The following is a 13,173-nucleotide window of genomic DNA, read 5'->3' as shown; positions in this document are numbered from 1 at the left end:
GGCCGGGCCTCATACAGGGTCAGACGGCCACCGGGGTGCCCAGCATCGCCGAGGCGTGCTGGAGCGGGCTGAGGGCCGGGGCGGGCACGGCCTCCCGGGCAGCGCTGCGGCAGGTGAAGCCGAGCTTGGTCATCGCCCGGAGGACCTCGTCGGCGCTGAAGTCGCGGCGGTCCTGGCGGGTGACGACCTCACCGACCTGCTTGACGGGGTAGGCGCGGCGGCCGATGGTGACGGAATCTCCGACGATCTCCTCGGGCTTGACGCCCTTCATGGAGTCCAGGACACCGCTCTTGGTGAGCTCGAACGGGAAGCGGGCGATGACACAGCGCACGATGCCTCACAGGGAGAGAAAGGGCGGATGATTCCGCAGGGGGAGACGCTTCGGAGCGCCGGGGCGGACGCTTCAGAGCGCCTGGGCGAGGGCGGAGGGCCGCCGGTGGATGGCCTGCTCGGCCGCCGGAGCACACGGCCCCCGGTCCCCGAGGATGTCGCGCAGCCGGACCCGGTCCGAGTAGCCGGGGCCGTCGCGGACGACGGTGAGCTGGGCCCGGGTCACCAGCCCGGTGCACAGGCTGTCGTTGTCGCAGACCCTCAGCCGACCGGTCCTGGCACTGGCCATGACGGACAGGGCCACCTCCACGGTCATGTCGTCGTAGACCTGGGGCCCGGCCGCGTCCATGGCGTCGAGCGTCGCCGCGGACGCGGGGTCGGTGTTCGCCGGGCCGGGCTGATTCTGAACCGTTGTCACCATGTGCCTCCTGCGGAGATGGGCCGTCATTCGGATCACGTGGTGCTCAGGCCGCCGCGTTCATGGCGGACTGCCGCCCGCCTCCGCGCCGGGCCGCCGCCCCCGGGTTGCGCCGCCCGGCGGCGGACGCGCCGCGCCTGCGCCGCTCGGGGGCCGGTGCCGTGATCGTCACGGGGACGCCGGAGGGGGTCCGGGCGCCGGTGATCCGGCTGAGCGCCGCCTCGCCGGAGCGGACCTCGGTGGTACGGGGGACGATGCCGGCCGCCGCCATGAGGCGGGTCATCTCGCGGCGCTGGCCGCTGGTGACCAGGGTGACGACGCTGCCGGACTCGCCGGCCCGCGCGGTGCGGCCGCCCCGGTGCAGGTAGTCCTTGTGGTCGGTCGGCGGATCCACGTTGACGACGAGGTCGAGGTGGTCGACGTGAATCCCGCGCGCCGCGACGTTCGTCGCCACCAGCACCGTGACGTGCCCGGTCTTGAACTGGGCCAGCGTGCGCGTGCGCTGCGGCTGCGACTTCCCGCCGTGCAGAGCGGCGGCACGGACCCCGCTGGCCAGGAAGTGCTGGGTGAGGCGGTCCACCGCGTGCTTGGTGTCCAGGAACATGATCACCCGGCCCTCGCGCGCCGCGATCTCCGTCGTCAGCCGGTGCTTGTCGGCACCGTGCACGTGCAGGACGTGGTGCTCCATGGTGGTGACCGCGCCCTGGGAGGGGTCCACGGAGTGGACGACGGGGTCCGCGAGGTACCGCCGGACCAGCAGGTCGACATTACGGTCCAGAGTCGCGGAGAACAGCATGCGCTGGCCCCCGGGGCGGACCTGGTCCAGAAGCGCGGTGACCTGCGGCATGAACCCCATGTCGGCCATCTGGTCGGCCTCGTCCAGGACGGTGATCGCGACCCGGTCCAGCCGGCAGTCGCCGCGTTCGATCAGGTCCTTGAGGCGGCCGGGGGTGGCCACGACGACCTCCGTACCGCCCCGCAGCGCACTCGCCTGCCGGCCGATCGACATCCCGCCGACGACGGTGGCCAGCCGCAGCTGCGCGGCCCGGGCGTACGGGGTGAGGGCGTCGGTGACCTGCTGCGCGAGCTCCCGGGTGGGAACGAGGACCAGGGCCAGCGGCTGACGGGGCTCGGCGCGCTGACCGGCGGTGCGGGCCAGCAGGGCCAGGCCGAAGGCGAGCGTCTTGCCGGAGCCGGTCCGGCCGCGGCCCAGGACGTCACGGCCCGCCAGGGAGTTCGGCAGCGTCGCGCCCTGGATCGGGAACGGCGTGGTCAGCCCCTGCGCGGTGAGCGCGCCCAGCAGGCTCGTCGGCAGGTCGAGGTCGCTGAACACCTTGACCGCGGGCAGCGCCGGGGTGACCGTCCTGGGCACGGCGAATTCTCCCCGCATCGGGGCGGGCCGCCGGCCACTCGAACGGCTCGGGACGGAAGCGCCGGAGCGTCGGCCTCGAACCGGGCCGGACCGGCTGTTTGTGCGCGTGGGGTTCATGTTGAACCTTCCTTGATACGGCACGCATCAAGGAATTCCGCAGCGAAAGAGCGGCGCGGGGAATCACAGGCACGGACCGAATGAAATGCGAACGCGGCCGGTGGGAATTCCGTACCGACAGCGGAGAAAAAACAAGTAGCTGGGGCCCGCACCCCGGAGGATGCGGGCCCCAGCTACTGATTGCGCGTGGCGTCAGGCCGTGACGATGTTCTCGGCCGTCGGGCCCTTCTGGCCCTGCGCGATGTCGAAGGAAACCTTCTGGCCCTCCTGGAGCTCGCGGAAGCCCTGGGCGGCGATGTTCGAGTAGTGGGCGAACACGTCAGCGCCGCCACCGTCCTGCTCGATGAAGCCGAAACCCTTTTCCGCGTTGAACCACTTCACGGTGCCAGTAGCCATGTCAATCTCCTTTGGGCAGTACAGCAGAATCCGCACTTTACGGACCCCGTGTCGCCGCGATGATGCCCTGCCCGGAAATGACCGGAAATACTAAGCGCCTCTCTTCGGCTTTCGGCCGGCCTGAGGTGCCTGAAGTTTTTTTGGGTACCACAACTGCAACTGCCTCCGACCGTAGCACGCCGAGAAGGGTTTATGTGCACCCGACATTTTCCCGCGCACGCCGCAATAGAAACCCTTCCGGTGCGGACCGCTAAATTCTGAGACGGCCGACAGAGGTATTCAGCGACCCCGGGCAGAGCGTTTCCGCCCGGCGGCACCGGCATCTCGGACCAGCCGATCGCCGGCGGACGCCGGGGCGCCGAAGGCGCGGCGTGCGGGGCCGACAGGACCGGGTAACGTCCTCGGCACGTTCTTCCAGGCGCCGATTCACGGCTGAGAGCGTGACGGGCCCCGCTGACGTCTTCCGTAACAGCCTCCCGTCCCCCACCGTGGATCCCTTCATGACACCACCGGGAGAACCCGTGACCGACAGCAAGAACATCAACAACCCCGTGGGCCAGGGCGGCGGCCAGCGCAAGAAGCTGTCCCGCGCCGAACGGCAGAACAACGGTCCGCACCGCAACCTCGACCGCCAGGGTGCCGCCGACCGCAAGGCGGAGCTGGTGCGCAAGATGCGGGAGAAGACTCATGCGGCCGGGAACACGGGGCAGGCGGACGACGCCGCCCAGGCCTGACGTACCGCGCACGCCGTGGCACAGGCAGCGCCCGAGGACCGCACCCCGCAAAAGAGTGCGGTCCTCGGCGCATGCGGTTACGCGGGCCGGCCGCCGTACGGCACGGTGATGAGCTCCATGGCGTGACCCGGCTGCCCCGCCCGCGGCGACGAGAGACCATCGGCGTCGAAGCCGACCGGCTGTCCCCGTACCCGTGCGGGCAACAACACCCCTCCGTCCCGGAGACATCGCTCACCTGGAAGCGCTCTGGCAGCGGGCGCACATGAGCAACGACGGCCTGCCGAAACCGAACGCCGAGATATTGCTTCAGGGCCTTCATCCGCTCTTATCCGCCGCCAAGAGCGCGGTCTCGGCACGAGGGGCTGGGTGGGTCTCGGGTCCGCCCGGCCGGCGTCTCCGGGTCCGCCACTCTCGGCCAACCAACTCAGTGCGGCGAGCGGTGCCGGTCCAGGATTCCCTCGACGACTTTCATCAGGCGGTCTCCCGTCTGATCGATGCTTCCGTTCTGTGCGCTGACCTGGGCCCCTTCGAGTGCGAAGGTGATCTCGGCCGCGGCCTGGCCGGGGTCGCGCATCTGCGCTTCGGCGCACATGCCGATCAGCCTGCGGGTCTGGCGGGCCTTGTGGTCCTCGATCACTCGCCGTGCCGGATGAAGGCGGTCGGGAAGCTCGGCGAGGGAGTTGATGAACGGGCAACCCCTGTATGAGATCGCCGACAGCCCCTCGGCGATGAATCGGGCGAGGCCCAGAATCTGCTCCTCGGGCCGGTCGGGATATTCGGCTTCCACCCGGTCGAAGGCCGCCTGATAGTCCGCGGCGACGATCCGCAGCCATTCCGCGACCAGCGCGTCCTTGGTCTCGAAGTGCCGGTAGATCGCCATCTTGGTGGTCTCGGCCTTGTCGGCGATCGCCTGGACCCCCACCAGCCGGATCCCTTCTCTCTGGAAGAGCTCTTCGGCGGCGTCGAGAATGCGCTCACGCGGCGGCAACTTCGCCACTCTGCTCGGCCTGCTGAGGGTCGATGCCATGACTACTCCGGTCGATCGTGCGGTTCACACCCTCGCCACGGTACCAGTCGGACCCACCCGATACCGTTGGGTATCGTTCGGCACTCAACGGTATTTTTCTTGGTGGGAGTGACAGTGAAAGCTTCTGAGTACGTGGGTTTCGACGCGGTCGGGCTGGCGGAGCTGGTGGCCGAGGGTGAGGTACTGCCCGCCGAGTTGGAGGCAGTCGCACGCCAAGCCGTGCAGGTAGTTGATCCGCAGATCAACGCCGTCGTGGAGACCTGGCTGACCGACGACGAACCTGCCCCTGGCAGCACACCTCTGGCCGGCGTCCCCTTTCTGATCAAAGACATCGCGGTGGCCATGGCCGGGAGGCGGATGGAGCTGGGAAGCCGCCTGGCGGCCGGTAACGTCGTCGGCGCCGACTCCTCGCTGATGCAGCGCTTCCGGCGTGCGGGCCTCGTGACGTTCGGGCGTACCGCGACACCGGAGATGGCTTATGGCATCTCGACGGAATCCGCGTTGTACGGCGTGACCCGTAACCCGTGGGATCTGGAGCGCAGTGCAGGCGGGTCCAGTGGAGGCGCTGCCGCCGCTGTCGCCGCCGGGGTGGTTCCGGTCGCCCATGGCACCGATGCCGCCGGATCGCTCCGTATCCCCGCCGCCTACAACGGCCTCTTCGGGATCAAGCCGACCCGTGGCCGGGTGTCCATGGGGCCTGACGTCGACGAGGTCTTCAGCGGCCTGGCCGTCCACGGCAGCGTCAGCCGCACCGTACGCGACAGTGCGGTACTGCTCGACCAGGTACGCGGCCCGGAATCGGGCGACCCCTACTTCGCCCCGCAGCCGTCACGGCCGTACGCGGAGGAAGTCACCCGTCATCCGGGGTCGTTGCGCATCGGTGTTCTCGCCCAGGCGTGGGGCGGACGCCGCACCACCGCACCGGTGACCGACGCCCTCTTCCGCACCGTGCGGTTGCTTGAATTCCTTGGTCATCAGGTAACGGAGGTCGAGGTCGGCCTCGGCGTCGGCTGGGAGGAATTCGTCCTGGCCAACGCCCGACTCATGACGGTGAACCTCGCCACCCTGGTCGACGGCCTGGCCGCCGCCTTCGGCCGCCCCATCGACTCCTCGACCCTTGAACCGGCGACCCTCGCCGGCTACCACTACGGGCATCGGGTCGCCGGCGCGCAATTCCACACCGCTCTCGCGATGCGGAACCGGGTGGCCCGAAGCCTGGCGCGGTACTTCGACGAGTACGACATCCTCCTCACGCCAACCCTGCCGGAGCCTCCCGTGTCTCTCGGCACTCACACGGAGGGGGCGGAGGCACTGGACGGCCTCGGCTGGATCGAGCGCATCCATGACCTGTCGCCATTCACCTTGCCGTTCAACGTGGCAGGCACACCCGCCATGTCCGTACCCGTGACGGCCGATGCCGGGACGGGGCTCCCGGTCGGCATGCAGTTCGCCGCCGGATACGGCCTCGAAGGCCGACTCTTCCGCCTCGCCGGACAACTCGAACAGGCAAGTCCGTGGTCAGGCCGAATCCCCACGGTATGGGCAGGGAACCATCCAGCCCGCTGAAGAACGCTCCCATCACGTACGCCGACTTGGGTCGCGCAGAGGCCACGCGGCCACACGGCGTCCAGGAAACGACAAACCCCCAGGCCGTTGACCTGAGGGTTTGTGGGAAGAGCGGGTGACGAGAATCGAACTCGCGCTCTGAGCTTGGGAATCAGCGGTTCTTACGCTGCTGGAGGGGCTCTGACCTGTGATTTCGGATTGGTCAGGTGGATGGTTCCCGGTCTCTGGGAACCGTCTGACCGCTGTTGTCCGCTCTGCTGGGCACGGACGGGGCACGAGAGCCGGCAGTGCGACGCGTGATCCGGCCGGGCCGGCTGGTCAGAGAGGGATGATGCGAACCTGGCTGCCGCAGAGCTTGATCATGTCATCGCTGTCGGACGTCAGCAGGGCGACGGGCTTCGGCTGACGGAGTGCGACCTCGGCGACGGTGGCATCGATGGCGTACTTGTGCCCGTGCAGTCCGGCACCTTTGAGGAGTTCCGCTGCTGCTTTCGCCGCCGCTTCGGTGACGGGCTCCACCTTGACGCGGGAGAGAGTCCAGTTCAGGCGAGGCATGTTGGTGCGGGAGTGGCTGACTTCCACGATGGTGTTGGCCCCGATGACCAGGTCGGCTCCCATGTCGTGGAAGACCTGAAGCATCGCGAGGAGCTTGCGGTCCTGCGCGATCCAGGCGGAGAGCCCTTCCGAGTCCAGGACGACGGTTTCGATACGCTCACTCACGCGGCATCTGCGCTCGTGGAGGAGCCGGCGGAGCCGAAGATCTTCGCGCGAGCCTCGGCGAGCTCCTCGTCGCTGAAGGCTCCGTGCTCTTCCTCATGACGGCGGAGGTCGTCGCCCAGGAGCTGGTGCCGGATCTGCCGGGCTACGGCTTCCGCTACGTAGCCGGAGACGTTGTCCGTGAGCTTGCGGAGTTCCGCCACCTGGTCGCTGGGGAGCGTGACGGTGATGCGAGTCGTTGAGGACATAAGGTCAAGCATACTTGGGTATGCACGCACTGGCTCGGGTTTCTGGTTCCCAGCCTTGACGTCTGCGGTCGCAAGTTCCGGGTGACATGGGCGCGATCACTCACAGGCTGTCCCTGGCGAGTGACGCTCCGAGCTGATGCCGTTGGGCGGCAAGGAAAAGGCCCGAGTCATTGACCGGGGCCTTCGTCGTGGAGCGGGCGACGAGAATCGGACTCGCGCTCTGAGCTTGGGGAATCACCCGGCCTTCGATCATTGGCATGGGCTCCGACCTGCTGAAACGTGCTCCGATGGTGAGGTCCTGACTGGTGTCGGATCCTTTGGTGACCGCTGTTTACCGCTCCTCCTGGCACGTTCTGGCACGGCTTCCTGCGAGGTGGCAGGGGGTGTGCGTTGCCCAGGGGCACGGCAGTTGCTCAGGTGGAGGCAGAGAGCACCTTGATCGCAAAGGGCCGATAGTCGTCATCGCTTGGCTCCGCGACGTACCCAAGTGCCCCCAGCGTGCGGAGGATCGTCGATGCCATCCGCTCGTTTATGCGGCCCGCGGAGGCGATCACCGGGTCATCGAACCGTTGCCCCCGGAGAGCCTCGCTCGTCGCCTTCCGGAGGGAAGGGTGTACCTCCCAGTGGAGCCAGATGCCGCCTGCGGCGTCGTCGAATTCAACCACTTCGACTCTCAGGCCGCCGGCCGAATTCTCCCGGTACTGACTCTGCTGGCCGGATATGACGAGCCCGGATCGGGCCAGGTCCGCCGCAACTGCTGCGGCGAGCCCCCGGAGGCGGTTCACCTCGCTTGGCCCGAGTGGCCGCAGCCCCCATTCGTTCTCCTCCGCCATGGCGGACACGGTACAGCCGAGGTGGGTGGGGCCGCGGAGCCGGACCCCTCAGCCGGGTGTCGGCCGTTTTGCCCTGGTTGGTGCGTGCCGAGCGCGTCCGACGGCCGGGCTAAGCGGGGCGGAGGCAGGGCCCTCTGGTGCCGGACCCCTGAACTGGTCCGGACGGCAGAAAGCCCCGGGCCGATGGCCTGGGGCTTTCATGTGGAGCGGGTGACGAGAATCGAACTCGCGCTCTGAGCTTGGGAAGCTCATGTTCTACCATTAAACTACACCCGCGAAATGGGATGCCGCGTATCCAGCGGCGCATCCTCGCACACTGTACCCCATCGCGATCCCCTCGCGGCGACGTCCCGGATCGGCTGTGTGTGTGGCGGGAGTTGGGGGCGTAGCGTGGGTGTCGGAGTGCCGCGTGGAGGGGGGCCCCGTTCATCCCCTAATGTGGCGGTCTCGTCCACGGCTTGATGGGGAAGGGACTTGATGGACTCCATGGAGCGCACCGTCGTCCGCTGTGCCGAAGGGCACGTTTTCGCTACCAGCTCGTTTCCGATGCAGCAGCTCGGGGCAGGGCGGATCGGGCCCGGGCGGCTCATCCGGTGTCCCCGGTGCGCGCGGTTGCGGCATGCCGTTCCCGTGGTGTTCGAGCGGCGGTAGCGGCGGCGGGTGACGGAGGACAGGCGCGCGGGCGGCCCGATGAGGGCGGACCCGCGCGTTCTGCGTATCCTCGGTGGGTGCTTCTCTCAGACAAGGACATCCGCGCCGAGATCGACGCCGGACGCGTACGCATTGATCCATTCGACGCGTCGATGGTGCAGCCGTCGAGTATCGACGTGCGGCTCGACCGCTATTTCCGGGTGTTCGAGAACCACCGCTACCCGCACATCGACCCCGCCGTCGAGCAGGTGGACCTGACCCGCACCGTCGAACCGGAGGGGGACGACGCGTTCATCCTGCACCCCGGGGAGTTCGTGCTGGCGTCGACGTACGAGGTCATCTCGCTGCCCGACGATCTCGCGTCGCGGCTGGAGGGGAAGAGCTCGCTCGGCCGGCTCGGGCTGGTCACGCATTCCACGGCCGGCTTCATCGACCCGGGCTTCTCCGGGCACGTGACCCTGGAACTGTCGAATCTCGCGACGCTGCCGATAAAGCTCTGGCCCGGTATGAAGATCGGCCAGCTGTGCATGTTCCGGCTGAGTTCTCCTTCCGAGTTCCCTTACGGCTCCGAGCGGTACGGATCGCGCTATCAGGGGCAGCGCGGTCCCACCGCTTCGCGCTCCTTCATGAATTTCCACCGGACGCAGGTGTGAGGGCCCGATGACCGACGATGTACGGGAGAACCTGACGTACGACGGCTTCGGCCACGCCGTACGCGAGCTGGCGCAGGCCGTGGCCGACGACGGGTACCAGCCCGACGTGGTGCTGAGCATCGCGCGTGGCGGGGTGTTCGTCGCGGGCGGTCTGGCGTACGCGCTGGACTGCAAGAACATCCACCTGGTGAACGTGGAGTTCTACACGGGCGTGGGCACCACCCTGGAGATGCCGGTCATGCTGGCGCCCGTGCCCAACGTGATCGACTTCTCGGACAAGAAGGTCCTGATCGCCGACGACGTCGCCGACACCGGCAAGACGCTGAAGCTGGTGCGCGACTTCTGCATCGACCACGTCGCCGAGGTGCGGTCCGCGGTCATCTACGAGAAGTCCCACTCGCTCGTGCAGTGCGAGTACGTGTGGAAGAAGACCGACCGCTGGATCAACTTCCCGTGGAGTGTGGAGAAGCCCGTCGTGCGGCGTAGTGGGCAGGTTCTCGACGCGTAGTAAGAGCCTTATCGCGCGAAAGGGCCCCGGTCACCCCGGGGCCCTTTTCCGTACGCGCGGCGCAGCCGTCAGATCGTGCCCAGCTTGAGGATCGAGACCAGCGCCAGCAGCTGGATCGCCGACGCGCCCAGCGCCTTCGGCCACGGCAGGTCGTGCGACTTGCTGACCATCGAGGTGAGCAGCGCCGCCGCGGCCAGCCAGGTGACCCAGCCGAGGATGACGACCAGCGCGTTCTCGCCGCCCAGGAACATCGCGAAGACCAGGCGCGGGACGTCCGTGATCGACATGATCAGCATGGACAGGCCCACCGTCGGCTGCCACGCGCCGTCGCCGCCGAGCTGGCGGGCCAGCGTGTGGGTGACCGCGCCAAGGACCAGGCCGCCGAGCACGAAGCAGACGCCCGTGAGGATGACGTAGGGCACCGCGCTGGAGACCGGGGAGTGGATCGCGTCGTCGCGGGCCTGGTCGAAGCCGAAGAGCGCCAGGAGGCCGTAGAGGAACGTCACGGTCAGGGCGGGGCCCCAGACCGCGTAGTCGCGCATCTGCCAGAACGTCGGGCCGGGGCGCGTCACGATGCCGCTCAGCAGCTGCTTCCAGTGCAGGCGCGGGCCCATGGGAGCCGCGGGCGCGTGTCCGGCGCGGTAGGCGTTGCCGTCGCTGTACGGCTCCTCGTCCACGCGGAACGCCTGCGTGTGGCCCGGATTGTTCGCGTACGGGTCGCCGGGGTTGGGGCCCTGGGGATACGGGTACGGCGTCGGGTCGGTGAAGTACTCCGGCTCGTCCGGGCCGGCGCCGGTGTAGCCGCCGCCCGGGTGGCCACCGCCCCCCTGGTGCCCGCCGTGGTAGCCCGGTGCGGCGTGGTGCGGGGCGCCCTGTCCTCCCGACGGCGGCCATTGCTGCTGCCCGTACGGCGGCGGCGATGCCTGATTGCCGTACGGCTGCTGCCGCGGTTGCTGTTGCCCTTGCTGCGGGGTGCGGTTGTCCCGGCCGCGTCCGATCCTGAATCCAGCCACGTCATCGAACGTACCCGCTCCGCCGGTTACGGGGGCCCGGGGCCGGGGAAGTGCCGCCCTTTGACGCGTAGATGTGACATCCCCTAAGGGGACCCCCGGGGGTTATCCCCAGCATCCGCCGGGGGAACGCGGAAGCGGCCGGTCCTGCCCCCGAGGCAGGTCCGACCGCTTCACCGCGCCGTGACGCGGGCCCGGCTACTTCGCCGGTTCCGGCTCCGGTTCGTCCGCCGACTCCTGCTCGCCCGCCGGGTCGGCCGGGGTCTTCACGGAGTCGAGCAGCAGCTGGGAGACGTCCACGACCTGGACGGACTCCTTCGCCTTGCCGTCGTTCTTCTTGCCGTTGACCGAGTCGGTCAGCATGACCAGGCAGAACGGGCAGGCCGTCGAGACGATGTCCGGGTTGAGGGAGAGGGCCTCGTCCACGCGCTCGTTGTTGATGCGCTTGCCGATCCGCTCCTCCATCCACATCCGGGCACCACCGGCGCCGCAGCAGAAGCCGCGCTCCTTGTGGCGGTGCATCTCCTCGTTCCGGAGGCCCGGCACCTTCGCGATGATCTCGCGCGGGGGCGTGTAGATCTTGTTGTGACGGCCCAGGTAGCAGGGGTCGTGGTACGTGATCAGGCCCTCGACAGGGGTCACCGGGATCAGCTTGCCCTCGTCGATGAGGTGCTGGAGCAGCTGCGTGTGGTGGATGACCTCGTACTCGCCGCCGAGCTGCGGGTACTCGTTCGCGATCGTGTTGAAGCAGTGCGGGCAGGTCGCGACGATCTTCTTGGAGGCCTTGGCCTTCTTGGTCGAGTCGTCCTCGTCGTCCTCGCCGAACGCCATGTTCAGCATCGCCACGTTCTCCGCGCCGAGCTGCTGGAACAGCGGCTCGTTGCCGAGACGGCGGGCCGAGTCACCGGTGCACTTCTCGTCGCCGCCCATGATCGCGAACTTGACGCCCGCGATGTGCAGCAGCTCCGCGAAGGCCTTGGTGGTCTTCTTGGCGCGGTCCTCCAGGGCACCGGCGCAGCCGACCCAGTAGAGGTAGTCGACCTCGGTGAGGTCCTCGACGTCCTTGCCGACGATCGGGACCTCGAAGTCGACCTCCTTGGTCCACTCGACGCGCTGCTTCTTGGCGAGCCCCCAGGGGTTGCCCTTCTTCTCCAGGTTCTTGAGCATGGTCCCCGCCTCGGACGGGAACGCGGACTCGATCATCACCTGGTAGCGGCGCATGTCCACGATGTGGTCGACGTGCTCGATGTCGACCGGGCACTGCTCCACGCACGCACCGCAGGTGGTGCAGGACCAGAGGACGTCCGGGTCGATGACGCCGTTCTCCTCGACCGTGCCGATCAGCGGGCGCTCGGCCTCCGCGAGGGCGGCCGCGGGAACGTCCTTCAGCTGCTCCTCGGTGGCCTTCTCCTCGCCCTCCATGTCCTTGCCGCCGCCGGCCAGCAGGTAGGGGGCCTTGGCGTGCGCGTGGTCGCGCAGGGACATGATCAGGAGCTTCGGCGAGAGCGGCTTGCCGGTGTTCCAGGCGGGGCACTGCGACTGGCAGCGGCCGCACTCGGTGCAGGTGGAGAAGTCGAGGATGCCCTTCCAGGAGAACTGCTCGACCTGGGAGACACCGAACACGGCGTCGTCGGCCGGGTCCTCCCAGTCGATCTCCTTGCCGCCGGTCGTCATCGGCTGGAGGGCGCCCAGCGCCACCGCGCCGTCGGCGTTCCGCTTGAACCAGATGTTCGGGAACGCCAGGAAGCGGTGCCAGGCGACACCCATGTTGGTGTTGAGGCCGACGGTGATCGCCCAGGTCATGGTGACGCCGAGCTTGATCATGGCGGTGAGGTAGACGAGGTTCTGGAGCGTGCCGAGGCTGAGCCCCTTGAACGCCGCGACCAGCGGGTACGAGGCGAAGTACGCGGCCTCGTAGCCGTCCACGTGGTGCAGCGCGCCCTCGAGGCCGCGAAGCGTCATGATCGCGAGACCGATGACGAGGATGACGGCCTCGACGAAGTACGCCTGGCCCATCTTCGAACCCGCGAAACGCGACTTGCGGCCGGCCCGGGAGGGCAGGTTCAGCTGGCGGATCGCGATGAGGACGAGGATGCCCACGGTGGTCGCGAGCGCGATGAACTCCGTGTACACCTCGTACGGCAGCCAGCCGCCGAGGACGGGCAGGACCCAGTCGGCCTTGAACAGCTGACCGTACGCCGTGACGATGGTCAGGCCCAGGGTCAGGAAGCCGACGGCGACGAACCAGTGGGCGATGCCGATGATGCCCCATCGGTTCATCCTGGTGTGGCCGACGAACTCCTTGGCCAGCGTGATCGTGCGCTGTTTCACGGAGTCGGTGCGGCTGCCGGCCGGAACCGGCTGTCCGAGCGTGACGAACCGGTAGATCTGCGCGACGGCTCGGGCGATGAGCGCAACGCCGACCACGGTCAGCACCAGCGACACGATGATCGCGGCGAGTTGCATTGGGGGCTCCTCGGGCCTGCGGCGAGGGTGGGATCGATCCAGCGTCCACTAGCGGGTACTGCGTCTTCCAGTGACCACTGGGACTACGAGTATCGCTACTACTAAGCAGTAACTTAATCAGTCTGTG

14 protein-coding genes and 1 tRNA gene are annotated in these 13,173 nt (G+C 68.3%); 4 read left to right on the top strand and 11 right to left on the bottom strand.

Going from position 1 to position 13,173, the window contains the following annotated elements:
• Positions 1-19 precede the first annotated feature (19 nt).
• The 4 genes from OHS17_RS15835 to OHS17_RS15820 form a co-directional block, all read right to left on the bottom strand.
• Positions 20-331: an SCO5918 family protein gene (locus tag OHS17_RS15835; protein WP_330312696.1), complete on the bottom strand. Its 312-nt coding sequence runs from the start codon at positions 329-331 to the stop codon at positions 20-22.
• 72 nt (positions 332-403) lie between these two features.
• Entirely contained in the window at positions 404-748 is a 345-nt protein-coding gene (locus OHS17_RS15830) for a CBS domain-containing protein (RefSeq protein ID WP_443066172.1), read from the bottom strand.
• 46 nt (positions 749-794) lie between these two features.
• Complete coding sequence (locus OHS17_RS15825; RefSeq protein WP_330312695.1) at positions 795-2,237, bottom strand: DEAD/DEAH box helicase; 1,443 nt, start codon at positions 2,235-2,237, stop codon at positions 795-797.
• 192 nt (positions 2,238-2,429) lie between these two features.
• A complete protein-coding gene (locus tag OHS17_RS15820) occupies positions 2,430-2,633 on the bottom strand; it encodes a cold-shock protein (protein ID WP_018102064.1) in 204 nt (67 codons plus the stop codon).
• 521 nt (positions 2,634-3,154) lie between these two features.
• Between OHS17_RS15820 and OHS17_RS15815 the strand changes: the two genes are divergently transcribed.
• Positions 3,155-3,367 carry a DUF6243 family protein gene (locus OHS17_RS15815; RefSeq protein WP_330312694.1) on the top strand — a complete coding sequence of 71 codons (213 nt, stop codon included), beginning with the start codon at positions 3,155-3,157 and terminating at the stop codon, positions 3,365-3,367.
• Positions 3,368-3,791: 424 nt separating this feature from the next.
• On the opposite strand, the gene OHS17_RS15810 is transcribed toward OHS17_RS15815, so the two are convergent.
• Positions 3,792-4,394 carry a TetR/AcrR family transcriptional regulator gene (locus OHS17_RS15810; RefSeq protein ID WP_330312693.1) on the bottom strand — a complete coding sequence of 201 codons (603 nt, stop codon included), beginning with the start codon at positions 4,392-4,394 and terminating at the stop codon, positions 3,792-3,794.
• 114 nt (positions 4,395-4,508) lie between these two features.
• Here OHS17_RS15810 and OHS17_RS15805 point away from each other — a divergent pair, with 114 nt between their 5' ends.
• Positions 4,509-5,960: an amidase gene (locus tag OHS17_RS15805; protein WP_330315269.1), complete on the top strand. Its 1,452-nt coding sequence runs from the start codon at positions 4,509-4,511 to the stop codon at positions 5,958-5,960.
• A gap of 318 nt (positions 5,961-6,278) precedes the next feature.
• On the opposite strand, the gene OHS17_RS15800 is transcribed toward OHS17_RS15805, so the two are convergent.
• The 4 genes from OHS17_RS15800 to OHS17_RS15785 all read right to left on the bottom strand — a co-directional run bounded on the left by OHS17_RS15800 (position 6,279) and on the right by OHS17_RS15785 (position 8,034).
• A complete protein-coding gene (locus OHS17_RS15800) occupies positions 6,279-6,680 on the bottom strand; it encodes a DNA-binding protein (protein ID WP_330312692.1) in 402 nt (133 codons plus the stop codon).
• Positions 6,677-6,925, bottom strand: coding sequence for a type II toxin-antitoxin system CcdA family antitoxin (locus tag OHS17_RS15795; protein ID WP_330312691.1), 249 nt, complete (start codon positions 6,923-6,925; stop codon positions 6,677-6,679). Before OHS17_RS15795 ends, OHS17_RS15800 begins: the two co-directional genes overlap by 4 nt.
• A 413-nt stretch (positions 6,926-7,338) precedes the next feature.
• Positions 7,339-7,758, bottom strand: coding sequence for a hypothetical protein (locus OHS17_RS15790; protein WP_330312690.1), 420 nt, complete (start codon positions 7,756-7,758; stop codon positions 7,339-7,341).
• 202 nt (positions 7,759-7,960) lie between these two features.
• A tRNA-Gly gene (locus OHS17_RS15785) sits at positions 7,961-8,034 on the bottom strand.
• Positions 8,035-8,486: 452 nt separating this feature from the next.
• Between OHS17_RS15785 and dcd the strand changes: the two genes are divergently transcribed.
• Positions 8,487-9,062: a dCTP deaminase gene (gene dcd, locus OHS17_RS15780; protein ID WP_018102070.1), complete on the top strand. Its 576-nt coding sequence runs from the start codon at positions 8,487-8,489 to the stop codon at positions 9,060-9,062.
• A gap of 7 nt (positions 9,063-9,069) precedes the next feature.
• Positions 9,070-9,570, top strand: coding sequence for a phosphoribosyltransferase (locus OHS17_RS15775; protein WP_330312689.1), 501 nt, complete (start codon positions 9,070-9,072; stop codon positions 9,568-9,570).
• 68 nt (positions 9,571-9,638) lie between these two features.
• On the opposite strand, the gene OHS17_RS15770 is transcribed toward OHS17_RS15775, so the two are convergent.
• Together OHS17_RS15770 and OHS17_RS15765 are read right to left on the bottom strand one after the other, a co-directional pair.
• Entirely contained in the window at positions 9,639-10,583 is a 945-nt protein-coding gene (locus OHS17_RS15770; RefSeq protein WP_330312688.1) for a Yip1 family protein, read from the bottom strand.
• Positions 10,584-10,778: 195 nt separating this feature from the next.
• Complete coding sequence (locus OHS17_RS15765) at positions 10,779-13,046, bottom strand: (Fe-S)-binding protein (RefSeq protein WP_330312687.1); 2,268 nt, start codon at positions 13,044-13,046, stop codon at positions 10,779-10,781.
• Positions 13,047-13,173 lie beyond the last annotated feature (127 nt).

The organism is Streptomyces sp. NBC_00523 (genome assembly GCF_036346615.1).
Lineage (GTDB): Bacteria > Actinomycetota > Actinomycetes > Streptomycetales > Streptomycetaceae > Streptomyces.
This window is presented reverse-complemented; position numbering and strand designations above follow the sequence as displayed.